Annotated in this window: 19 protein-coding genes; 10 read left to right on the top strand and 9 right to left on the bottom strand. The window is 63.3% G+C overall.

The window, feature by feature from the left end; all coding sequences use genetic code 11:
• Nucleotides 1-50: 50 nt before the first annotated feature.
• From mreC to O9Z63_RS00170, 5 genes are all read left to right on the top strand, one after another.
• On the top strand, nt 51-977 hold the full coding sequence (mreC, locus tag O9Z63_RS00150; RefSeq protein ID WP_270127216.1) for a rod shape-determining protein MreC: 927 nt from the start codon (nt 51-53) through the stop codon (nt 975-977).
• Nucleotides 974-1,501 carry a hypothetical protein gene (locus tag O9Z63_RS00155; RefSeq protein WP_270127217.1) on the top strand — a complete coding sequence of 176 codons (528 nt, stop codon included), beginning with the start codon at nt 974-976 and terminating at the stop codon, nt 1,499-1,501. The genes mreC and O9Z63_RS00155 overlap by 4 nt, the downstream gene beginning before the upstream one ends.
• Before the next feature lie 223 nt (nt 1,502-1,724).
• The gene (gene mrdA / locus O9Z63_RS00160; RefSeq protein ID WP_270127218.1) at nt 1,725-3,563 is read left to right on the top strand and encodes a penicillin-binding protein 2; all 1,839 of its coding nucleotides are present in this window, start codon (nt 1,725-1,727) and stop codon (nt 3,561-3,563) included.
• A gap of 126 nt (nt 3,564-3,689) precedes the next feature.
• Nucleotides 3,690-4,994 carry a rod shape-determining protein RodA gene (rodA, locus tag O9Z63_RS00165; protein ID WP_044014322.1) on the top strand — a complete coding sequence of 435 codons (1,305 nt, stop codon included), beginning with the start codon at nt 3,690-3,692 and terminating at the stop codon, nt 4,992-4,994.
• Between the two features lie 184 nt (nt 4,995-5,178).
• Entirely contained in the window at nt 5,179-6,783 is a 1,605-nt protein-coding gene (locus O9Z63_RS00170; RefSeq protein ID WP_270127219.1) for a hypothetical protein, read from the top strand.
• 62 nt (nt 6,784-6,845) lie between these two features.
• Here O9Z63_RS00170 and O9Z63_RS00175 read toward each other — a convergent pair whose 3' ends face one another.
• Together O9Z63_RS00175 and O9Z63_RS00180 are read right to left on the bottom strand one after the other, a co-directional pair.
• Nucleotides 6,846-7,901, bottom strand: a complete 1,056-nt coding sequence (locus O9Z63_RS00175; protein ID WP_270127220.1) for a hypothetical protein — start codon at nt 7,899-7,901, stop codon at nt 6,846-6,848.
• 139 nt (nt 7,902-8,040) lie between these two features.
• A complete protein-coding gene (locus tag O9Z63_RS00180; protein WP_270127221.1) occupies nt 8,041-9,258 on the bottom strand; it encodes a hypothetical protein in 1,218 nt (405 codons plus the stop codon).
• Between the two features lie 36 nt (nt 9,259-9,294).
• Between O9Z63_RS00180 and O9Z63_RS00185 the strand changes: the two genes are divergently transcribed.
• The 4 genes from O9Z63_RS00185 (at nt 9,295) to recO (ending at nt 13,609) form a co-directional block, all read left to right on the top strand.
• A complete protein-coding gene (locus tag O9Z63_RS00185) occupies nt 9,295-9,624 on the top strand; it encodes a 2Fe-2S iron-sulfur cluster-binding protein (RefSeq protein ID WP_270127222.1) in 330 nt (109 codons plus the stop codon).
• A gap of 178 nt (nt 9,625-9,802) precedes the next feature.
• Entirely contained in the window at nt 9,803-10,426 is a 624-nt protein-coding gene (locus tag O9Z63_RS00190) for a thymidine kinase (RefSeq protein WP_044014312.1), read from the top strand.
• A 57-nt stretch (nt 10,427-10,483) separates the two neighbouring features.
• A complete protein-coding gene (porZ, locus tag O9Z63_RS00195) occupies nt 10,484-12,796 on the top strand; it encodes a type IX secretion system anionic LPS delivery protein PorZ (protein WP_270127223.1) in 2,313 nt (770 codons plus the stop codon).
• A gap of 96 nt (nt 12,797-12,892) precedes the next feature.
• Nucleotides 12,893-13,609: a DNA repair protein RecO gene (gene recO / locus O9Z63_RS00200; protein ID WP_270127224.1), complete on the top strand. Its 717-nt coding sequence runs from the start codon at nt 12,893-12,895 to the stop codon at nt 13,607-13,609.
• A gap of 200 nt (nt 13,610-13,809) precedes the next feature.
• Here recO and O9Z63_RS00205 read toward each other — a convergent pair whose 3' ends face one another.
• The 5 genes from O9Z63_RS00205 to O9Z63_RS00225 form a co-directional block, all read right to left on the bottom strand.
• Nucleotides 13,810-14,766: an FKBP-type peptidyl-prolyl cis-trans isomerase gene (locus O9Z63_RS00205; protein ID WP_270127225.1), complete on the bottom strand. Its 957-nt coding sequence runs from the start codon at nt 14,764-14,766 to the stop codon at nt 13,810-13,812.
• Nucleotides 14,767-14,867: 101 nt separating this feature from the next.
• Entirely contained in the window at nt 14,868-15,338 is a 471-nt protein-coding gene (locus O9Z63_RS00210; RefSeq protein ID WP_270127226.1) for an FKBP-type peptidyl-prolyl cis-trans isomerase, read from the bottom strand.
• Between the two features lie 15 nt (nt 15,339-15,353).
• A complete protein-coding gene (locus tag O9Z63_RS00215; RefSeq protein ID WP_270127227.1) occupies nt 15,354-15,935 on the bottom strand; it encodes an FKBP-type peptidyl-prolyl cis-trans isomerase in 582 nt (193 codons plus the stop codon).
• 61 nt (nt 15,936-15,996) lie between these two features.
• The gene (locus O9Z63_RS00220; RefSeq protein ID WP_270127228.1) at nt 15,997-16,983 is read right to left on the bottom strand and encodes an FKBP-type peptidyl-prolyl cis-trans isomerase; all 987 of its coding nucleotides are present in this window, start codon (nt 16,981-16,983) and stop codon (nt 15,997-15,999) included.
• A gap of 37 nt (nt 16,984-17,020) precedes the next feature.
• Nucleotides 17,021-18,064 carry a DHH family phosphoesterase gene (locus O9Z63_RS00225; protein ID WP_270127230.1) on the bottom strand — a complete coding sequence of 348 codons (1,044 nt, stop codon included), beginning with the start codon at nt 18,062-18,064 and terminating at the stop codon, nt 17,021-17,023.
• Nucleotides 18,065-18,435: 371 nt separating this feature from the next.
• Here O9Z63_RS00225 and O9Z63_RS00230 point away from each other — a divergent pair, with 371 nt between their 5' ends.
• Nucleotides 18,436-18,855 (top strand): nucleoside-diphosphate kinase, encoded by a 420-nt coding sequence (locus O9Z63_RS00230; protein ID WP_270127231.1) that lies wholly within the window; start codon nt 18,436-18,438, stop codon nt 18,853-18,855.
• 191 nt (nt 18,856-19,046) lie between these two features.
• On the opposite strand, the gene O9Z63_RS00235 is transcribed toward O9Z63_RS00230, so the two are convergent.
• Nucleotides 19,047-20,336, bottom strand: a complete 1,290-nt coding sequence (locus tag O9Z63_RS00235) for a nucleoside permease (RefSeq protein ID WP_270127233.1) — start codon at nt 20,334-20,336, stop codon at nt 19,047-19,049.
• Between the two features lie 203 nt (nt 20,337-20,539).
• Nucleotides 20,540-21,625, bottom strand: a complete 1,086-nt coding sequence (locus O9Z63_RS00240; RefSeq protein ID WP_270127234.1) for an alkene reductase — start codon at nt 21,623-21,625, stop codon at nt 20,540-20,542.
• Nucleotides 21,626-21,740 lie beyond the last annotated feature (115 nt).

The raw sequence follows: 21,740 nt of genomic DNA on the forward strand, positions 1-21,740 counted from the left end.
ATCCGGAACAACCAACCATTTAACCATTCAGCCATTTAACACTTCAATCCATGCGTAATCTGCTCGCCTTTCTGTTTCGCTACCGGGGGATGCTCGTGTTTGCGTTGCTGGAGGTGGCCAGCTTGTACCTGCTGATTCGCAACAGCACTTACCAGCGGGCGGCGTTCTTTAACTCGGCCAATGCCTACGTCGGGCAGGTGCTCGACACCCGGACGCAGATTTACGATTACTTCCGGCTGGTGAGCATCAACCAGGGTTTGGTGCAGGAAAACGCCGCGCTGCGCCAGCAATTGTATCTGGCCGACGTGAGCCGCCGCGAGGCGCGCAGCCTGCCCGTGCAGCAGGACAGCGCCTCGCAGGCCCGCCTGGCCGGCCTTGCCTACCCCGACTCGCTGCTGCTGGGGCTGCGCCCGCTGCCCACCCGCAACCCCGACTACCCGCTGATTCCGGCCCGGGTGCTCAACAACACCCTGCGCCGCGTGGATAACTACCTGACCCTGAACGTGGGCACCCGGCAAGGGCTGCGGCCGGGCATGGGCGTGCTGGCCGCGGCCGGCATCGTGGGCCGGGTGAAGGTGGTGAGCGAAAACTACGCCACGGTAACCTCGCTGCTACACTCCAAAACCTTCATTTCGGCCAAGATTCTGCGCGACAACACGTTCGGCAGCATCCGCTGGCTCGGCGACGACCCCACGCACGCGCTGCTCGACAACATCCCGCGCCAGAACAAGCTGGTGCGCGGCGACACCGTCGTGACCTCGGGCTACAACGCGGTGTTCCCGGAAGGCGTGCTGGTGGGCACTATCGACGGCTTTGTGAAGGAGCCCGATAAGAACTTCTGGACGGTGCGGGTGCGGCTGGCCGTCAATTTCGCCAACTTAACCTACGTGTACGTGGTGAACCCAAGGCCCAAGGCCGAGCGGGATACGCTGGAACTGAAAGCGGGCATGAAGCCGGAAGGGGAGGAGCAGCCATGAAAGGAGTAGGTGCGCTGCTGATCCAAGTGCTGCGGTTTGGGTTCTACCTGGCCGTGCACATGCTGCTGGTGAGCAAGCTGGTGCTGTTTGATCTGGGCTGGTGCTTTTTCTACCTGGGCTTCCTGCTGTTTCTGCCCATCGGCACGCCCATTGTGCTGCAGCTGGTACTGGGCTTCGGCACGGGCCTGCTCATGGATATGTTCTACGACACCGGCGGCGTGCACGCAGCCTCGGCGGTGCTGCTGTGCTACCTGCGCCCCTGGGTGCTGCGCCTGCTCACCCCGCGCGACGGCTACGAGGCTCAGGACTCGGTGAACGTGCACCAGATGGGCGGGCAGTGGTTTCTGGTGTACATGGGCCTGCTGGTGGGGCTACACCACCTGGCATTTTTCCTGCTGGAGCTGGGCAGCTTCCGTTCGTTTGGCCTCACGCTGGCCAAGATTGTGGTCAGCACCCTGTTTACGGGCATCACGCTGCTGATTATCCAGCTGATTTTCTTCCCCACCAAGCGGCGCGGCAGGTAAGTAGTGGAGCAACAGCCCTTCATGCAGAGCCGCAGGCGAAGCATCTCGCGTGCTGACTCAGGAGTGCCATTGAGACGTCAGCATGCGAGATGCTTCGGCCTTGCTCTAGGCGCAACATGCTCTGCATGACGGGCTGGTGGCGCACTATTCCGCCCCATAAGTGTGTTATCTTTGTGAATCCGGCCCGTTGGCCGTAAGTGCTTTTCTCTCAGAACACACCGCTTTGCAATACCTAGAAGGGCGCCGGTTTGTGGTGCTGGCTATTTTTCTGGCCGTAGCCCTCACGTTTGGGGGCCGGCTTTTCTACATTCAGGTGCTGGATGGCAGCTACAAGCTGGCCGCCGACCGAAACACGCTGCAGCGCATCGTGCAGGTGCCCTACCGTGGCCTCATCTACGACCGTAAGGGCCAGCTGCTGGTGCAGAACATGCCCGTGTATGACCTGATGGTGGTACCGCGCGAAGTGAAGCAGCTGGATACAGCCCGCTTCTGCCAGCTGCTGCAGCTGCCGCTGGAAGAGGTGCGCCTGGGTTTGCAGACGGCCCGCGCCTACTCCCGCGTGAAGGCCTCGCCGCTGGTGCAAAACCTGAGCACGCCCGAGCTGGCCGCCATCCAGGACAACCTCATCGACTTCCCGGGCTTCAGCATCAAGGCCCGCATGGCGCGCTCCTACCGCACTGAAAACATGGCCCACGCTCTGGGCTACGTAGGCGCCATCACGCCGGCGTTTCTGGAAAAGGAAAAATACGCCAAGTACCTGCCCGGCGATTTTCTGGGCATTTCGGGGCTGGAGTCGTTTTATGAGCCGCAGATGATGGGGCGGCGCGGCGTGCAATACCGCATGGTGAACGTGCGCGGCATCGAGAAAGGCTCGTTCCGCGACGGCGAGTACGACACGCTGTCGGTGGCCGGGCAGGACCTGCACACCAGCATCGACATTGAGCTGCAGAAATACGGCGAGATGCTGATGCAGAACAAGCGCGGCTCCATCGTGGCCCTCGACCCCAAGACCGGCGAAATCCTGGCCATGGTGTCGGCGCCGGGCTTCGAGCCGTCGGTGCTGACTGGCAAGGGCATGGGCAACCGCTACATGGAGCTGCTGCAGGATACGGCCAAGCCGCTGTTCAACCGCCCGCTGATGGCCACTTACCCGCCCGGCTCGGTGTTCAAGCTAGTAAACGAGCTGGTGGCGCTGCAAATGGGCGTCGTGACGCCCAACACGCCGTTTGACTGCAACTGGAAGCTGGTGCGCTGCACCCACCGCCACGAGTACCCGCACAACGTCAGCATTGCCATCAAAAACAGCTGCAACCCCTATTTCTACCAGGTGATGCGCTCGGCCGTGCTGCGCGGGCGCTCCACCAACCGCTTCGAAGATGCCCGCCTGGGCTACAGTGAGTGGCGCCGGCAGGTGATGACCTTCGGGCTGGGCGACAAGCTGGGCGTGGACATCTCGCAGGAAAAGAAGGGCCTTATTCCGACTTCCGACTTCTACGACAAAGCCTACGGCTTCCACCGCTGGAACTTCCGCACCATCTATTCTCTCGCCATCGGGCAGGGCGAAATGGGTGTTACGGGTTTGCAGATGGCCAATATGCTGGCCATCATTGCCAACCGCGGCTACTACTACACGCCGCACTTCGTGAAAGGCATCGGCACGGGCGGCCCGCTGCCGCAGTATCGGCAGCGGCACGTCACGGCCGTCGATCCGCAGTACTTTGAATCCATTGTGCCGGGCATGCAGCAGGTGGTAGACGGGCGCGGCGGCACCGGCAACAATGCCTCGCTACTGGACGTGGGCATTTCGGTGGCCGGCAAGACAGGCACCGTGCAAAACCGCCACGGCGCCGACCACGCCACCTTCGCCGCCTTCGCGCCCGCCGAAGACCCCAAGATTGCCATTGCCGTGTTCATCGAAAACGCCGGCTTCGGGGGCTCCTCCGCCGCCCCTATGGCCGCCTTGATGATGGAGAAATACCTGCGTGGCGACGTGGCTCCCTGGCGCAAGCGCTGGGAAACCTGGCTGCAGCGCCCCGCCGAAAGCTTTATCCGAAAACACTAAGTCAATTAAAAAGAACGTCATGCTGAGCTTGCCGAAGCATCTCTACCGCTTCGTTGTAACGAATGAGTTACTAACGGTAGAGATGCTTCAGCAAGCTCAGCATGACAGCCGCCTTCTGAATTCATCATGTCCGCTTCACCAGCCAGATATTCGCGCAGCATCGATTGGGTTACCGTCGGGATTTATGCCCTGATGGTGCTGCTGGGCTGGGTGAGCGTGTACGCGGCCAGCTACTCGCCCGACGCGCCCACCGACGGCAGCCTGTTCGGCAACCTCAGCTTTCAGCAGCTGATGGTGTTCGACTGGTTCAAGCAGATTCTGTGGATCGGGACGGCCGTGGTGCTGATTGTGGTACTCGTCGTCATCGACTACAAGGCCTACGACACGTTTGCGTTTGTGCTCTACGGCGGCATGATTCTGCTGCTTATTGTCACGCCATTCATTGCCCGGCCCATTGGCGGGTCGCGCTCCTGGCTGGAGCTGGGGCCGATGCGGCTGCAGCCGGCCGAGTTTGCCAAGTTCGTGACGGCGCTGGCCGTGTCGAGGTACATGGCCAGTATCAACCTGCGTCAGCAGAACTTCCGCGACCAGGCCGTGCTGGCCGGCCTCACGCTGCTGCCGCCGCTCCTGATTCTGGCCGCCAACGAAACCGGGCAGGCGCTGGTGTTTGCCGCCTTCCTGCTGGCCTACTTCCGTGAGGGCATGTCGCCGCTGATTCTGGTAATTCTGGCCGCCGCCGCTATCATCCTGATTCTGGCGCTGCTGGTGCCCAAGCTGTGGCTGGTGGGCTTTTTTACGGTGGTGCTGGGTGCGGTGCTGGCCTTCAACAGCAAGGTGCTGCGCCACCACCTGCCCGTGACGATCAGCGTGTGGGCGGTGGTGATTGGGATGGTGTTTGGGGTGGATTTCTTCTTCAACAACGTGCTGCAGCCCCACCAGCGCAAGCGCATTGAGGTGCTCATCAACCCCTCGGCCGACCCGCTGGGCGTAGGCTGGAACGTCACGCAAAGCAAGATTGCCATCGGCTCGGGTGGGCTGGCCGGCAAGGGCTTCCTGCAGGGCACCCAAACCAAGTTCGACTTCGTGCCGGCGCAAAGCACCGACTTCATCTTCTGCACCATCGGCGAGGAATGGGGCTGGCTGGGCACGACTACGGTTATCGTGCTCTTTATGGCCCTGCTGGGGCGGATTGTGTATGTAGCGGAGCGCCAGAAATCGGTATTCGGGCGCACCTACGGCTACTGCGTGGCCAGCATCTTCTTTTTCCACTTCGCCATCAACGTGGGCATGACCATCGGGCTGGCGCCGGTGGTGGGCATTCCGCTGCCGCTGTTCAGCTACGGCGGCTCCTCGCTATGGTCGTTCACGGTGCTGCTCTTCATCCTGCTGGGCATCGACGCCTACCGCAAGCAGGACCTGGAGCGGTACTAAGCGGCTACACGTGTACCGCGAAGTTTCACTTCGCGAAGCGCGCACCGCCCGCACAGCCATGCTCTCATACCTTCTTGGCATATTGGTGGTCCGCGCTTCGCGAAGTGAAACTTCGCGGTAAATCATCTGAGGACCATACCCAGCTATGCACGAAGCAGGCGCTTCATGCTACTTTCGCCTGCAGATGCAGCCCCGTCAATCAGCTTTCAGCCCGCAGGCCCCGGCCACCCAGGAGTGGGCGGTAGTGCTGTTGCTTACGGCGTTGGCGTTGCTGCTGCCCACCCACAACTCCACACCCGACGCCTGGTATTACGCCGCCTGCGTGCGCCACGGCCACGAGCTGCTGCTGCCGCACCACCTGCTCTACAACGTGGTGGGCTGGCTCTGGCGGCAGCTGCTGCCCGCCTCGCTTGATACGCTGGCCGCCCTGAAAGCCCTGAACGCGCTGGCCTTTGGGGCCTGCCTACTGGTGCTGCGGAGCCTGCTGCGGCGCGTGAGCGGGCCGAGGACACCCGTGGCGGGCTGGCTGCTGCTGGCGGGCAGCTCGTTCGGGATGCTGCGCTTCGCCACCGAAAACGAAACCTACGTGCTGCCGCTGCTGCTTTCGTTGCTGGCCAGCCGCAGCTGGTGGCGCGCCGCCGCTGGCGAAACCGGCTGGCGCGGCTGGCTTTCGGCCGGGGCTTGGGCCGCCGGGGCGGCGCTGCTGCACCAGATTCATGCGTTTTGGTGGCTGGGGCTGCTGATTGGGGTGTTGTGGGCGCGGCCGGCGGGGCGGTGGGTGGCGACGGCCTGGTACAGTCTGCCGGCGCTGCTGGTGCCGCTGGCGTATGCGGCGGCGCTGCCGTCGTGGCAGCTGCCGTTCACGTTGCGGACTTTCTGGGAGTTTGTGTTTTATGAGCTCTACCACGGCCACGCCGGCGCCGCGCCTTCGGGCCGCACGCTGCTGCTGATGGGCGTGAGCGTGGTGCGCACTTTCGGGCAGCTGCACGGCAGCACGCTGGCGCTGCTGCAGCGCTGGCCGCTGCTGGCCGGCGTGGCGCTGCTGTGTGCGGGGCTGATGCTGGCGGCCATGTGGCAGCTGTGGCGCCGCCGCCGCATTGCGTCTGCCAACCTATCATCAGCTGATTTCGGGGATGAAAACAAGCCGGCAACGCTGGCTGCTGAAGCCACTCAAGCGGCCCCTCACCGCGCTTTCCGCCGCACGCACCTACTGATTCTGCTGCTGCACCTGTCCTGCGCGCTATGGGCGGCCGGCAACGCCGAGTTTCTGGTGATGCTGCCTTCTCTGCTGGCGCTGCTGCTGGTGCGGCAGCCCTGGCCGGCCCGGCCGCTGGCCCTGGCTGGTGGCGCGCTGCTGCTCTGGAACCTGACGTTCGGGCTGCTGCCGGCCCACCTGCTGCGTTTCACCGATACCGCGCCGCTACTGGCCCGCCTGGAGCGGGAGCCTACCGCCTGGTGGCTGCTGTCCGACCCCAACCTGGTGCTTAACCAGCTGCACTACCGCACCGGCCGGCCGGTGGGGCCACCCAACATCTTGCCGGCTCCGGCGCTGCTGGTGCAGCGGCCCGGCCAGTCGGCGGCCCGGCTGCGGGCGTGGCTGCGGCGCTGCCGGGCCGCCGGCCAGCCCGTGTACACCGACGCCCTGGACGGCCCGCGCCTGCTCGACCGCGCCCGCCTCACCCAAGGCGACGATGCCACCCAGCGCCAACTACTGCAGGGTTTCCGGCTGGTGCGCGTCGACTCGGCGGCTACGGCGTTTGGGTGGGTGTACCTGACGCAGGTGCAGTAGCGTAGGCATCCGCCTGTGCCCTTTTGGCACTGAAGGCCGGCAATTCAGCAGGAGCTTCGTCCTTACATCGTTTCACTACCAGCCTTGGCGGAAGGCGGCGTGCCATTGCGCAGCCACGGCTTGTGCGTGAGCACCAGCGCAAAGGCCACCCCGAAAACCGGCGCGCCGAGGTATCCCATGCGGCCCAGGTCGCCGGACAGAAACATGTGGGCCAGCACCACCGCCACCAGCCCGGCGGCCGGCCAGCCCAGCGAAGCCAGCCAGAGCCGCCGACCGCGCCAGCCCGCCAGCAGCGCCAGCCAGAAAAAGCCAAACACGCTGAACAGCTCGCCCGCGCCCTTCACCGAAAGCAGCCGTTTGAGCGAGTACACGAGGTTGTGCACGTGGTCCAGGGCGTTGCTCACGCTTTCCGCGGGCGGCGCGCCAATGCGGGCATCAATCCAGTAGCGCACTGCCAGAGCTATGGCGCCGCCCAGCGCCAGCCCGGCCAGCTGCTTCGGCCAGCTCAGCGCCGGCCGGCCGAACATCAGCAGCCACGGCACCAGAAACACAAACGACTCCTTGGCCAGCGGCCCCAGCAGCAGCACCGCCACCAGCGCCCCCGCCGACCGGGCCCGGGGCGCGTAAAAAGCCAGCGCAAACACCAGCATATACAGGCTGTCCACGAGGGGCAGGCCGGCTATGTATACGGCCCAGCGGCTGCACAGCACCGCCACCACGGCCAGCGCGGCGGCGCCCGGCGTAGCTTCGTAGAGCCGGCAGGTTTCAAAGACGACTACGCCCGTGGCCGCCAGCAGCGCCATGTTCACCAGGTAGAAGGCCAGCCGCAGCGGCCAGTCGGAAGTGGCGCGCTGGGGCCACACGCGGGCGTAAGCCCGCTCCAGTGGCCACGCCACGGCGGCCGCCACGGCCGGCACCAGCACCCGGTAGCGCCGCGTGATGCTCACACCCTCAAACTGCCCCCGCGCCATGCTTAGGTAGCTGCGCGTGTCCAGGGAGTGCGAGAAGTCATAATGCACGTACATCGTGTACGCGGGCCCGGCCAGCACCCCCAGCGCCAGCAGATACACCAGCATCAGCCGCCGCCAGCGCAGGAGAAGAGGGGAGAAGTCGGGCATAGACTAGGGAATTGTGGAGGGTAAAAAGAACGTCATTCTGAGCGGAGCGAGGAATCTCGCCGGTATAGTAATGTTACCATACCAGCGATATTCCTCGCTCCGCTCGGAATGACGTTCCTACATATAGTCTGAAATGGCCCTACGCGAACTTGCGGTCAATCAGCTTGAGCAGCTTGCTGACGTGCTCGTCTTTGCGGGTCCAGTCGTGGGTGCTGGCCAGGTCCTGCGTGACGTAGCGTTTGGCGCTGTCGGCGTCGGGCAGGGTGTCGAGGTGCTGGATGGCGGCGTGGTATTCCATGTTTTCGCCGCTGAAAAGCTCGTTGATGAAGCTGAAACGCTGATTGATGGAAATGGCCTCGCGCAGCGTTTCCACCTTCGGAGCCTGGTCGGCGAGGGTGGAGGCGGGGCGCTCCGGCCGCAGCGTTTCGCTGAGCGAGGTGGCCGCCGGTTGGCCGGCTTTCAGCTTCTCGTAGAGCGGCACGGCGGCCGGCTCAGCGCTGGCCGGCGCGGCGGGAGCTACACGTGGAGCTGCTGCCGGCACAGCCGGACTGGGCGCGGATACCGGTGCCGCAACCGGAGTGGGAGCCGGCACGGCCACTGGCGCAGGTACGGGAGGGACCACTGGGGCCGGAGCCGGCGGGGTAGCCACGGGCGGTGCTGGGGCAGCGGCCGGTGCCGGCGCTACCGACGGAGCCACTACCGGCTTGGCGGCTGGCACGGCCGCCGGCTTGCCGCGCAGCTCGTCTTCGGTGAGGGGCAGCAGCTCGTTGAACTCGGCCACCAGCTTGTTTAGCGGCTGATGGTGCTTGTAGTTGGCTTCCTGGTAGAGCGCAAACCGCTTGAGCAGGGTTTCCCGGTCGTGGGGCGTGCCGGCAGGCAGCGAGTCCAGAAAGTCCTGGTAAAACAGCTTGTCTACGTCGAGGTAGCGCAGGGCGTCGCGCAGCTGCTCGGGGGTGGCGGCGGGCTGGGTGCCCAGCAGCTTCTGCTCGAACGTGCCGGCCGGGTCGGGCAGCACGGCCAGCGTATCGGCTACGGCGCGGGCCAGCAGCGGCTCGAAAACGGGCCGCGCCAGCTTGATGCGCCTAGACAGCGTGTTCATGAACTGCGTGAGGGCCTGGCGCACGTCGTCGGCCTCGAAATCGAAGTAGGGGCTGCGTAGGCGCGCCATTTCCTGCGTCCACTGGGCCAGCAGCTGCTGCACCACAAACAGGTTCACCTGCCGGATGGGCGTGAAGCGCAGCACCGCCGGGCCGTCGAGGGTGGCCGTGGGGCGGGCGCCGAAGTGCTGGTCGCAGAGCTGAGCCGCCAGGCGGCGGCCGTATTGTTCGCGGAAGGCCGCGCTATCTTTGTCGTTCATCGAAAACACCTGATTCAGGCCAGAAAGTTAAGGAAAATGCCTACGCTCACCGTGCAAAACCTGCCTGCGGCTTCGGCCGTGCCCGTGCCCGCCGGCACCACGCTGCTCGCGGCCCTGCAAGCCGCCGGCCACGACTGGATGCATGCCTGCGGCGCCAAAGGCCGCTGCACCACCTGCCGCCTGCTCGTCACGAGCGGCCTCGAGGCCCTAACGCCGCCCACTGCCGCCGAGTTGCGCTACCGGGCCGCCGGCCGCCTGCTCGAAACCGAGCGCCTCACCTGCCAGGCCCGGCTGCCGGAAGGCCATATAACGGGCCGGGTGCCGGTGGCATTGCAGCTACCGCACGTGCACTATTCGGCAGAGTAGCTGAGCGCCTGACTGCCTGTTGAATACAAAATCCGCTATGAAAGTCTGCCGCCGAAGCGTGGTGGCTTCCGGCGCTAAAGTCGTAATTTGGGCTGTCGAATCAGGCCGCTTCACCGCCCCTCGGTGCTGGCTTGGCTGCCTGCTTTGAAACTCCGTCACCCCGTTACTTTCTACGAACTTGTTTATTGAACCCCGCGTCGGCAATGGCCGTGATGCCGCCCGCCGCGGCTGGATTGAAGTGGTGTGCGGCTCCATGTTCTCGGGCAAAACCGAAGAGCTGATCCGGCGGCTGAACCGGGCCAAGATTGCCCGCCAGCACGTCGAAATCTTCAAGCCCGCCCTCGATACCCGCTACCACCAGGAAGACGTGGTGTCGCACAACGCCAACAGCATCCGGTCCACGCCGGTGCCGGTGGCGCAGGAAATCCTGCTGCTGGCCGGCGGCTGCGACGTGGTGGGCATCGACGAAGCCCAGTTTTTCGATGACAGTCTCGTGGATGTGTGCGTGCAGCTGGCCAACCGCGGCTCCCGCGTGATTGTGGCCGGCCTCGACATGGACTTTCTGGGCAAGCCCTTCGGCCCCATGCCCGCCCTGATGGCTGTGGCCGAGTACGTCACCAAGGTGCACGCCGTGTGCGTGTGCTGCGGCGAAATTGCCTCATACTCGTTCCGGATGGCGGCCTCCGAAGACAAGATCCTGCTCGGGGAAACCGACGTGTATGAGGCCCGCTGCCGCCCCTGTTTTCTGGACGGTATGCAGGACAAGGCCCTGCACGAAACCAGCACCACCCACAAGCACTAATTGCGCGCGGCAGGCGTTATGCAGCCGGTCATTTTCTTACTCGCTATCCTTGCGCCCATGATTCGTTTGCTACGCACGTTAGGTTTCGGTACGATGCTATTTGCCGGGCTGCTGGCGGCGCCACTTGCTGGACAGGCCCAGGGCGTGGGCTATGGCGACTGGCAGCTGCACCTGCCCACCAGCAACTCGCGGGTGCTGGCCGATGCCGGGCCCCGCATCTACGTGGCCGCCGAAAACGCCTTCTACTACTTCGACAAGGAAACCAGTACCACCACGGTGCTTTCGCGCCGCGACGGACTCAACGGCGTGGGCGTGCAAACCCTGGCCTACGACTCGTTGAGCCAGCAGCTGCTGGTGGCCTATCGCGACGCCAACCTCGACCTGCTCAGCCCCGACGGTGGCCGGGTGCGCAACGTCAGCGACATCCAGCGCAAGCAGCTGTCGGGCGCCAAAACCGTCAACCACATTCACTTCAACGGCGCTCGGGGCTACCTGGCCTGCGACTTTGGGCTGCTGGTGCTGGACATGAACCGGCTGGAGGTGCGCGACACCTACGTCAACATCGGGCCGCTGGGTGTGGCCGTGAAGGTGTACGCCAGCACCACCGTGGGCGGCTTCGTGTTTGCGGCCACCGACAAGGGCCTGCTGCGCGCCAGCCTGAGCGCCAACCTCGCCGACTTTCGCTCCTGGAACCTCGACGTGCCCGCGCCCGACGGCACGTTCCGCACGCTGGTCACGCACAACGGGCAGGTGCTGGCCGGCCGCAACTTCGGGGGGCTGCTGCGCTACCGCTCCGGCACCACCTGGGAGCCGGTGGCCACGGTCTACGCCGACCAGTACCGCAGCCTCACCTCGTCGCGCGCCGGTTTGCTTATCACTGATGGCCGCCAGGTGTCGCTGCTGAATACCGCCACCAATGCCCTCACGGTGCTGCGCAATGCCGCCGTGCCGGTGCCCATCAACGCCCTGCGCAGCCGCGACGGCGCCATCTACGTGGCCGACGAGCAGCGCGGCCTGCTCCGCACCACCGACCGTACCACGTTCGAGCAGTTCATGCCGAATGCGCCGCAGAGCAAGGAGGCCTTCGGGCTGCTGGCCGATGCGCGCCGGAACACCGTGGACGTGTTTACGGGCGGCTTTAATACGGCTTCCTACGTGCAGAGTGAGCAGTTTCAGGGCTTCTACGAGTTCAAGGACGGGCGCTGGACCAGCGTCACCAAAGAGGCCTACCCCAACCGCGCCGACTACCCCAATTTAAAGGACCTGACCCGCGGCGCCCGCACCCCCGACGGCACGCTCTACATCGGCAGCTACGGCGACGGGCTGCTGCGCTGGAAAGGCCCCGGCGACTTCAAGCAGTATACGCCCGCCAACAGCCCGCTGGTCAGCGCTATTCCTGGTGCGCCCTACACCCGCGTCACCGACGTGGCCGTGTCGGCCGAGGGCAACGTGTGGGTGGCCTCGCGCCACCCCGAGCAGCCGGGCCGCTCGGCCCTGCACGTGCTCAACCCCGCCACTGATACCTGGCGCACCGCACCGTTCTACCCCGGTTTCGACAACCTCGACCGGCTGGCCCTCGATGACTTCGGGGCGGTGTGGATGACGCAGGCCCGCAAGGGCGGCACCGGCCTGATGGCCTACGACGACGTGAACAAGGGCGTGCCCGTGTACTTCACGCAGGGCAATGGCCTGCCGTCCAACACCGTGTTTGCGCTGGCCAAGGACCGGCGCGGCGCCATCTGGGCCACCACCGACAAGGGCGTGGCCCTCATCGACGACCCCAGCTCGGCGTTTTCCACCCCCAACCCAGTCTTCACCACGCCGTTCCTGAACGGTTTCCCGACCCTGATTGAGGAAGTGGTGCGCTCCATTGCCATCGATGGAGCTAACCGCAAGTGGTTCGGCACCGACCGCGGCCTGTGGCTGTTCGACGAAAACGCCACCAAGATGCTGCTGCACTTCACCACCGAAAACAGCCCACTGCCCAGCAACCAGATTACGGACGTGGCCGTGAACGACAAAACCGGCGAGGTATTCGTGGCCACGCCGGGCGGCGTGGTGTCGTACCGCGGCTCGGCCACCATCACGGAGGGCGTGCCCAAGGACTGCGCCCAGGTGTCGCCGAACCCGGTGCGCACCAACTTCACGGGCCAGGTGGGCGTGTCGGGGCTGGCCAACAACGGCATCGTTAAAATCACGGACGTAACGGGCAAGCTCGTCTACCAGACCACCGCCACCGGCGGCACCGTCATCTGGAACCTGGCCGACTACAACGGCCGTAAGGTGCAGTCGGGTGTGTACCTGGTGCTCTCGTCGGATGCCGACGGCAAGAACGGCTGCGTAAGCAAAATCGCCGTAGTGGAGCAGTAATTCAATTGCTTAATTGTTGAATGGTTGGATGGCTGGTCGTTCTGATACATTGAACGACCAGCCATCCAACCATTCAGCCATTTAACCATTTACATTATGCTCATCAAAACCCGCGGCATCGTTCTGAGCTACATCAAGTACCGCGAAACCAGCATTATTGCGCGGGTGTACACCGAGCGGCTGGGGGTGCAGAGCTACGTGGTGAACGGGGTGCGCAAAGCCAAGCCGCCTGGCCGGATTGCCCTGTTTCAGCCCCTGACGCAGCTGGAGCTGGTGGCTTACACCTCGCGTACCGGCGGCCTCACGCGCCTCTCCGAGTTCCGCTGCGCCGAGCCCTACGCCCACATTCCGTACGACGTGCAGAAAAGCAGCGTGGCGCTGGTGCTGTCCGAAATCCTGAGCCACACGGTGAAGGAAGAAGAGGAAAACGAGCCCCTGTTTGCGTTTCTGCACGACAGCCTGCTGGCCTTCGATCAGCAGGAAAGCGGCACCGAAAACTTCACGCTCACGTTTCTGTTGGAACTGGCCCGCTACCTGGGCTTCGGGGCCGAGCGGGGCGAGGAAATTACCACGCAGGTGGCCTTTGGGACCACGTTGCCCACCAGCCAGAGCAGCGGCCCCGCCGTGCTGCGCCTGCAGGAGTTCGACCACTATTTCGATGAGCTGCTGCGCGACCCCGCACACGCCGCCATTCCCAACGGCCGCGTCCGCCGCGAGCTGCTGGCCGTGCTCATCCGCTACTACCAGCTCCACGTCGAGCACCTGGGCGAGGTTCGCTCCCTGGCCATCCTCTCGGAAGTGCTGGCCGAGTAAGGCGCCGCGCTGTCCTCCTCTGTCATTGCGAGCAGAGCGAAGCAATCCTTCCTCTCTGAGAGCGAAGCTACCCTAAGTGAAAAGCCCTCCGGCAGTAGGTTCGTAACCTATTGCCGGAGGGCTTTGCTGTCAGGAAATAGTCTGCCGCGAGAGGAAGGATTGCTTCGTCGTACCTCCTCGCAATGACAGGCTGCAGGCTGCTACTTCACGTCTAGCAGCTCCACGTCGAAGCGCAGGATGGAGTGGGGGGGGATGTCGGGGCCGGCGCCGCGGGGGCCGTAGGCCTGGGCCGAGGGGATGAGCAGGATGGCCTTGCTGCCCTTGGGCAGCAGCGGAATGGCCTGGTCCCAGCCCGGAATCACCTGCCCGACGCCAATCGGAAACTGGATGGGCTGGCCGCCGTTTTTCTCCGATGAGTCGAAGACCTTGCCGCTGAGCAGGGCGCCTTTGTAGAGCACCGAAACCGTCTGGCCTTTCACGGGCTTGGTGCCAGTGCCGGCTTTCGTGATGACGTAGTGCGTGCCGCCGGGCGTTTTCAGCAGCGTTAGCTTATTACGTACGGCGTAAGCCTGGATGGCGGCAATGTCTTTGGTCAGGCGCTGCGTGGCTTCGGCAGCTTCCTTTTTCTTGGCTTCCTCGGCCAGGCGAACCTGCTCGGCGCGGGCGCCTTCCGCCGTCAGAATCTTGTTGGCCTTCACGAGCATGACCAGCACGTTGCCGCCGGCGCGCACGGGCGGCGGCACCGGCTGCCGAAAAGACTTCTGAAATACCGAATCGGCCTGGAACCGGAACGTGGCCGAGTCGCCGGGCTGCAGCAAAGCCATGGCCTCTTCGATGCCGCCTTTGGTTTTCAGCTCCGGCAAGGGCAGTAGCAGGGCCGTGCGCAGCTGCCGGCGCGAGCTAAACAGCACCGAATCCTTGCCGGTCCGGTACTGCACATGCGCCGACAGCACCTTACCTATACGGCGGGCATAAGCCGTGTCGCCGGCTGCTACCACGTCGGTGCGGAGCGTGTAACGGCCGCTTTGCAGGCGGTAGATGCGGTACTCGAAGCCCGAAGGCGTGCGCCCGAACGGGGCCGGCGTGCCCTGCTGGGGCGTGGCGGCGGCCAGTCCCGGCAGCAGGAGCAGCAGTAAGCAATAAATCAAACGAGGCATAATTACGAAGAAAGAAAATGAAAGTGGCCCGGACTTCAGTCCGTAGCCCCACGGAAGTGCAGCACTGGTTCGGGCTACGGACTGAAGTCCGGGCCACAGCACTACCGGGCCGGCAGCAGCTCGATATCGAAGCGCAGGTCAGTATCGGGCGGAATCAGGTAGCGGGTGTCGTCGTCGGGCGAGCGGACGCCCTGGGCACCGTAGGCGAGGTGGGCCGGAATCCAGGCCCGCACGCGGCTGCCGGGGGGCAGTAGCCCCAACAGTTCGTCCCAGCCCCGGATAACCTCGCCGCGGCCTACGCGCAGGCGCAGCGGCTTGGCCGGGGCCAGCGTACTGTCAAACACCCGGCCATCGGGCAGAAAGCCCTGGTAGTATACCGCCACGCGGGTTGAAGGCGCGCCGCTGCCGGGCTGCAGCACCACGTAGCGCACGCCGCCGGTGGTAGAAAGGCTGTTGGCGGGCGGACTAGCGAGGCTGGAAAGCGAATCGGCGGTAGCCGGGCCCGTCTGGGCCCAGGCTACCGCCGAAATCAGCCAGCAACTCAGCAGCAGAATGCTTCGAATTGGGCGCATAGCGGAAGGAAAGTACTACCGTACGTCCAGGATTTCCATGTCGAAGAGAAGAGGCTCGTCGCCGGGAATGGTGCCGCTGCCAACTTGGCCGTAAGCCAGATAAGAAGGCACCAGCAGCAGTTTTCGGTCGCCTTTACGCATCTTCAGCAATGCCTGGTCCCAGCCTTTGATTACGCGGCCGGCGCCTACCGTTACCGGAATGCAGCCGCAGGGCGTACGGTTATCGGCCGAGTTGTCGAAGATGGTGCTTTCGTTGGTTTCGCGCAGAAAACGGCCAACGTACTTCACTTCGGCTTGCTTGCCGCTGGTGATGAGGGGGTTGGTGGCCGGGCCGTCGCTGAGCTTCACTAGGTACAGACCGTTGTTTTCGGCGTCGCTGAGGCGGGTGTACTGGTTCACGCCGTCGCCGGCCGTGATGTTTTTGCGCGTCAGGTACGCCTGAATCAAGGCGTCATCTTTCACCTTGTACTCGTTCTGGCGGTCTTCCTGCTGCTGGGCGTAATCCGTTTTGTTGCAGCCCGAAAGGGCTGGAGCGGCTACGGCCAGCACCAGAGCAGCTACGCGCACCAGCACCGAGTTTTTGAATCCGAGTTTCATATGCGTACGCAACTAAAAAAGGGTAAAAAGCCGCGGCCGAAGCCGGCCGCGGCCGGAAACTTTACTTCACGTCCACCAGCTCCACGTCGAAGCGCAGGGGCGCGTCGGCAGGAATGTCGGCACCGGCGCCGCGCTGCCCGTAGGCCAGCGACGACGGAATCAGCAGCGTGGCCTTGCTGCCTTTGGCCAGCAGCGGAATGGCCTTGTCCCAGCCCGGAATCACCTGGCCGACGCCAATCGGGAAGTCAATCGGCTTGTTGCCCATCTTCTCCGACGAGTCAAACACTTTGCCGTCCAGCAGCGAGCCTTTGTAGAGCACCGAAACCGTCTGGCCAGCCTTGGGCTTGGGGCCGGTGCCGGGCTTGGTCACCATATAGTACACGCCCGAAGCGTCTTTCTGCATGGTGAGGTTGTTTTTCTTCACGTAGTCCTGCAGAATCACGTCGTCCTTCTTCAGCTGCTCTTCGGCGTGGGCCGCCATTTTCTGCTGCTGCTCCATCATCATCTTCTGCTGATCGGCCTGAGCCTCCTCGCGGGTCTGCAGCTTCTGGGCCTTCACGAACATGGTCATGTACACGGGCTCCGTGCTCGGCTTGCCGTCTTTGCCGGCGGCCGGCTTCATGAACGGAGGCACCGGCTGGCGGAAGCTCTTGGCGAAGATGGTGTCCACGTTGAAGCGGAACACGCCCGAGTCGCCGGGCTGCAGCATCGACAGGGCCTCTTCTAAGCCGCCTTTCACCTTCAGATCCTGCAGCTCAATGCGCATCGGAATGCCCTGCTGCTTGCGCGAGTTGAACAGTACCGAGTCTTTGTACGAGCGGTATTCTACGTCCAGGGCCAGGATTTTGCCCAGGCGGTCCTTGTAGGTAGCGTCGCCGTCGGGGCCGATTTCACGGGCCGAGTACTTCGTGCCGCCGTCGTTTTTGAAAATCTTATACTCGATGCCTGTTTTGGTTTTGGCAAAGTCGCCGCCGCCCTTGTTGCAGGAAGCCAGGCCCAGGATGCCGGCCGCCAGGGCCAGGCTCAGAATGTTGCGATGCAATTGCATGAAGCAGAGAAGGGGTGAAAAGGAAATTTCAGGCAAGTTACGCGGAAGGTGGCGCAACTGCCAGCGGGGCCGTCACCAGTCGGTTTTGGTATTGAGGCAATAAAGAGAGGAAACGTTGCACGGTGGGCTCCAGCCGGTCGTGGCTGATGCCGCCGGCGGCGTTGTGGTGGCCGCCGCCCTGGAAATGGTCGCGCGAGAAGCTGCTCACCGAGAAGTCGCCCACCGAGCGGAACGAAATCTTGATGGCCTGCCCACGGTCGATGAGCACAGCGGCAAACACGATGCCCTCGATGCTGAGCGCAAAGTTGACGAGGCCTTCGGTGTCGCCGGTTTTGGAGTCGTATTCCTTGAGTTCGGCCTGGGTAATGGCAATGTAGGCCGTATTGTACTCGCGCAGCACCGTGAGCTTGTCTTTCAGCACGAAGCCCAGGAAGCGCAGCCGCTGCTCGGAGTGCGAGTCGTAGATGCGGCGGTGCACGTCGGAGAGGTTGATGCCGGCGTTGAGCAGCTCGGCAATAATCAGGTGCACGTTGCGCGAGGTGCTGGGGTGCCGGAACGAGCCCGTATCGGTCATGATGCCCGCGTACAGACACTCGCCGATGCCCTTGTCGATCAGGTCCTGGTCGCCCAGGTCGCGGATCACCTCAAACACCAGCTCGGCCGTGGCGGCGGCGCTGGAGTTGGAGTAGTCGAGGTCGGCAAAGGCCTCGGGCTCCTGGTGGTGGTCGATGAGCACCTTGGTGCCGGGGGCGTGGCGGATGTACTCGCCCATCTCGTTGATGCGGCCCAGGCAGGAGAAGTCCAGGCAGAACAGCACCTCGGCGGCGTTGATGATGTCGCGCACCTGGGCATCGTTTTCGCGGCGCTCATACACCACTACCTCCTCGTTGCCGGGCATCCAGGCCAGGAAGTTGGGGTAGTCGGAAGGCGTCACAACCGTCACGGAATGACCTTTTTTGCGCAGGTAGCCCGCCAGGCCCAGCGACGAGCCCAAGGCATCGGCGTCGGGCTTGTGGTGAGTGGTGATGAAGACCTGCCGGGGCTGCGACAGCAGCTCCTTTAACTCAGATATTGTGGACATTGCCTACGGGGTAGGTGACTGAATTTCGGTGGTTTAGGCCGCGTACAAAGGCGGCAAAAGTCGGAAATAATCCGGGTTCCAACAACATGGCCCCGGGTTTAGTGCGCCGAAGGTCGGAGGAAATAAGCGCAACTGCCGCAATCGGTGGGTGGCGCGCCGGCCAAATAGCGCGGCTGCGTCCGGCACGGTGGTTTTTGGGCGGGTTGGAGAGGGCCGTAAATGCGGCGCCCGGCGCCCCGATTATTTTTCGGGACCAAGCACATTTCGGCGCCGGCCACATTATTGCGGGCAAATCCCGCTACTTTTGTGGCCGCAAACGCTTTGGCGCTTTGCTGACCGCAATTTTCTTCACCCCTAACGATAAAGACCCAATGGCTACGAACCGCACGTTCACCATGATTAAGCCCGATGCCACCCAGGACAACCACATCGGTGGCATCCTGAGCATGATTGAGGAGGGCGGCTTCCGCATTGTTGCCCTGAAAAAAGTGCAGCTGACGGCTGAGCGCGCCGGCAAATTCTACGAAGTACACAAGGAGCGTCCTTTCTACAACGACCTGGTGTCGTACATGTCGTCGGGCCCCATCGTGGCGGCTATCCTGGAGAAGGATAACGCCGTAGCTGACTTCCGTACCCTCATCGGCGCTACCAACCCCGCCCAGGCCGCCGAAGGCACCATCCGGAAGAAGTACGCCAAGAGCATCGAAGCCAACGCCGTACACGGTTCCGACTCCGACGAAAACGCCCAGATCGAAGGCGACTTCTACTTCTCGGCTGACGAGCAGTTCTAAATCACAGATTTTGCAGATTAGCTGAATTACACAGATTACGAACAATCCGTAGCATAGTGTCATCCAGCTAACTCGTTTTTCTGGAATGGAATAACAACAAAAAACCCGCCCTGCGCACTGCAGAGCGGGTTTTTTGTTGTGCCAGAAACAGACTGGTTTTATACTGTTTTAATACTGGTGGCTGCAGCTGGCTACACTTCGGTGGCCAGCAGCGGCTCGGCGTGCTCGGTGGCGGCCACTTCCTGCGGGTTGTGCTTGTGCTTGAACAGCACCACAAACAGCACCGCAATAACGAGGGCGTAGGCGGCAAAGGCCAGCCAGATGCCGTGCCAGTCTTTGGTTTGGTCGGCGGGGTTGGTGAAGTAGTGCTCGATGACCAGGCCGCTGACGGAGCTGCCCAGCACGGCGCCAAAGCCGTTGGTCATCATCATGAACAGGCCCTGGGCGCTGGCCCGGATGCTGGAGGCCGTCTGGGTTTCCACGAACAGCGAGCCGGAGATGTTGAAGAAGTCGAAGGCCATGCCGTAGACGATGCACGACAGCACAATCAGCCAGATGCCGGGCTGGTCGGGCGTGCCGTAGGCCAGCAGGCCGAAGCGCAGCACCCAGGCAATCATGCTGAACAGCATCACCTGCTTGATGCCGAAGCGGCGCAAAAAGAACGGAATAGCCAGAATAAACAGCGTTTCCGACACCTGTGAGATGGACATGATGATAGCCGGGTACTTCACGGCAAACGTGTCTTTGTAGGCCGGTACCTTGTCGAAATCGTGCAGGAAGGTGTCGCCGTAGGCGTTGGTGAGCTGCAGGGCAGCACCCAGCAGCAGCGCGAACAGGAAGAAGGTGAGCATCTTGGTGTCGCGCAGCAAGGCAAACGACTTCAGGCCCAGCACATCCACCAGCGAGCGGCTGGGCGTGTCTTTGGCCGTGGGCGGGCAGGCGGGTAGCGTGAACGAGTAGATGCCCAGCGCAAACGCGGCGGCGGCAGCAATGTAGAACTGGTTGGCCGACTTCTCGAAGCCCAGCAGACTCACCGTCCACATGGCCACAATGAAGCCGATGGTGCCCCACACCCGGATGGGCGGGTAGTCCTTCACCACGTCCAGGCCCTGCCGCTTCAGCACCGAGTACGAGACGGCAATGCTGAGGGCCAGCGTGGGCATGTAGAAAATCATGTTCAGCAGAATCACCCAGAAAAAGGTGCCGGGGTCCGTGACGAGGGGCACCGTGCACAGCACCGCGCCGCCCAGAATATGCAGGACGCCGTAGAGCTTCTCGGCATTCACATACTTATCGGCAATGATGCCCATGATGGAGGGCATGAAGATGGAGGCAATGCCCATCGTGGAGAAGATGGCCCCAAACTGCGCGCCCGACCACTGCTTGGTCTGAAACCAGTACGCCCCGATGGTTATCAGCCACGAGCCCCAGATGAAAAACTGTAAAAAGCTCAGAATAGTGAGACGCAGCTTGGTACTCATGCAACTACTGGTGAGAAAAGTGGGGGGAACACAATTTGAAACCTAAAGATAGAGAAATCTATCCGGTGAAATGGGCCGTTGCCCGGGCGCTCCGCCCCGCCTGTAGCGGCTGCAGGCAGCCATGGCGCTGTTCCGGGCCAGCAAAAAGCCCCCCGGCCAGAGGGGCCGGGGGGCTTTGGAAATAAGCGCGAAGCGGGAAGGTGCTACGCCTGCGCCAGGGTAGGGTAGTCAGTGTAGCCCTGGTGGAAGCCCTCGGGGCCCGGGGCGTAGAACGTGCTCTGGTCGCCGGGGGTGAGGGGCGCGTGCTGCTCGAAGCGCTCGGCCAGGTCGGGGTTGCTGATGTAGTCGCGGCCAAAGGCTACGAGGTCAGCGCGGCCTTTTTGCAGCTCGGCTTCGGCCTGCTCGGCGTTGTAGCCGCCGCACAGGATGAGGGTGTTGGTGAACTTGGTGCGGAGGTTGTCGATGGTGGCGGCGCACTTCGGGTTCTCCTGGTTGATCAGGTGCAGATACACCAGATTGCGCTTCTGCAGCTCGGTGGCCAAGTACTCATATAGCGCGTCGATGTCGTCGGCGAGGGCCATGTCGTTGAACGTGCTCCAGGGCGAGAGGCGGATGCCGGTGCGCTCGGCCCCGATGGCAGCGACCGTAGCGTCGGCTACTTCCAGCACGAAGCGGGCGCGGTTTTCCAGGCTGCCCCCGTACTCGTCGGTGCGCTGGTTGCTGTGGGGGTTGAGGAACTGCTCGAGCAGGTAGCCGTTGGCAGCGTGCAGCTCCACGCCATCAAAACCAGCCTCAACAGCCAGCTTGGCCGCCTTCGCGAAATCCTGCACCAAGCCTTTTACTTCCTCGGTCGTGAGGGCGCGGGGCGTGGGCTGGGGCTGCATCTGCTGCTGGTCGGTCCACATGTCGCCGGCGGCGGCGATGGCTGAGGGAGCTACTACTTCGGTGCCTTCGGGCATGTTCAGGGGGTGCGATACCCGGCCGGTGTGCATAAACTGCACGAAAATCTTGCCGCCTTTGGCGTGCACGGCGTCGGTGGTCAGCTTCCAGCCAGCTACCTGCTCCTGGTTGAACAGGCCGGGAATGCGGGCGTAGCCCAAGCCGTTGGCCGAGGGCGAAGTGCCTTCGGTGATGATGAGGCCAGCCGTGGCACGCTGGGCGTAGTACTCGGCCACCAGCGAGCCGGGCACGTTGGCCAGCGAGCGGGCGCGCGTCATGGGCGCCATGGCGAGGTGGTTCTCAAGCGTGAGCGAGCCCAGCTGGGCCGAGGAAAGAAGTTTGGAAGCCATAGGGCGAAAAATCAATGTAGGTACATGAACTGCTCCTAAAGCGTTAACCAGTCGAAAAGGTTTTGCCAGGAGCAAAAGAATTGGTGAAGCCATCCGGCCGGCGCACAAAAAAGCC

Source organism: Hymenobacter yonginensis, assembly GCF_027625995.1.
GTDB classification, from domain to species: Bacteria; Bacteroidota; Bacteroidia; order Cytophagales; family Hymenobacteraceae; genus Hymenobacter; species Hymenobacter yonginensis.

Bases quoted from the DNA above. Each gene is read 5' to 3' on its own strand.
- O9Z63_RS00210 (WP_270127226.1), bottom strand. From the start codon at position 15,338: ATGCGCCCAATTCGAAGCATTCTGCTGCTGAGTTGCTGGCTGATTTCG.
- O9Z63_RS00235 (WP_270127233.1), bottom strand. From the start codon at position 20,336: ATGAGTACCAAGCTGCGTCTCACTATTCTGAGCTTTTTACAGTTTTTC.
- O9Z63_RS00240 (WP_270127234.1), bottom strand. From the start codon at position 21,625: ATGGCTTCCAAACTTCTTTCCTCGGCCCAGCTGGGCTCGCTCACGCTT.
- O9Z63_RS00180 (WP_270127221.1), bottom strand. From the start codon at position 9,258: ATGAACGACAAAGATAGCGCGGCCTTCCGCGAACAATACGGCCGCCGC.
- O9Z63_RS00155 (WP_270127217.1), top strand. From the start codon at position 974: ATGAAAGGAGTAGGTGCGCTGCTGATCCAAGTGCTGCGGTTTGGGTTC.
- recO (WP_270127224.1), top strand. From the start codon at position 12,893: ATGCTCATCAAAACCCGCGGCATCGTTCTGAGCTACATCAAGTACCGC.
- O9Z63_RS00230 (WP_270127231.1), top strand. From the start codon at position 18,436: ATGGCTACGAACCGCACGTTCACCATGATTAAGCCCGATGCCACCCAG.
- rodA (WP_044014322.1), top strand. From the start codon at position 3,690: ATGTCCGCTTCACCAGCCAGATATTCGCGCAGCATCGATTGGGTTACC.
- O9Z63_RS00170 (WP_270127219.1), top strand. From the start codon at position 5,179: ATGCAGCCCCGTCAATCAGCTTTCAGCCCGCAGGCCCCGGCCACCCAG.
- O9Z63_RS00220 (WP_270127228.1), bottom strand. From the start codon at position 16,983: ATGCAATTGCATCGCAACATTCTGAGCCTGGCCCTGGCGGCCGGCATC.
- mreC (WP_270127216.1), top strand. From the start codon at position 51: ATGCGTAATCTGCTCGCCTTTCTGTTTCGCTACCGGGGGATGCTCGTG.
- O9Z63_RS00175 (WP_270127220.1), bottom strand. From the start codon at position 7,901: ATGCCCGACTTCTCCCCTCTTCTCCTGCGCTGGCGGCGGCTGATGCTG.
- porZ (WP_270127223.1), top strand. From the start codon at position 10,484: ATGATTCGTTTGCTACGCACGTTAGGTTTCGGTACGATGCTATTTGCC.
- O9Z63_RS00225 (WP_270127230.1), bottom strand. From the start codon at position 18,064: ATGTCCACAATATCTGAGTTAAAGGAGCTGCTGTCGCAGCCCCGGCAG.
- O9Z63_RS00205 (WP_270127225.1), bottom strand. From the start codon at position 14,766: ATGCCTCGTTTGATTTATTGCTTACTGCTGCTCCTGCTGCCGGGACTG.
- O9Z63_RS00215 (WP_270127227.1), bottom strand. From the start codon at position 15,935: ATGAAACTCGGATTCAAAAACTCGGTGCTGGTGCGCGTAGCTGCTCTG.
- O9Z63_RS00185 (WP_270127222.1), top strand. From the start codon at position 9,295: ATGCCTACGCTCACCGTGCAAAACCTGCCTGCGGCTTCGGCCGTGCCC.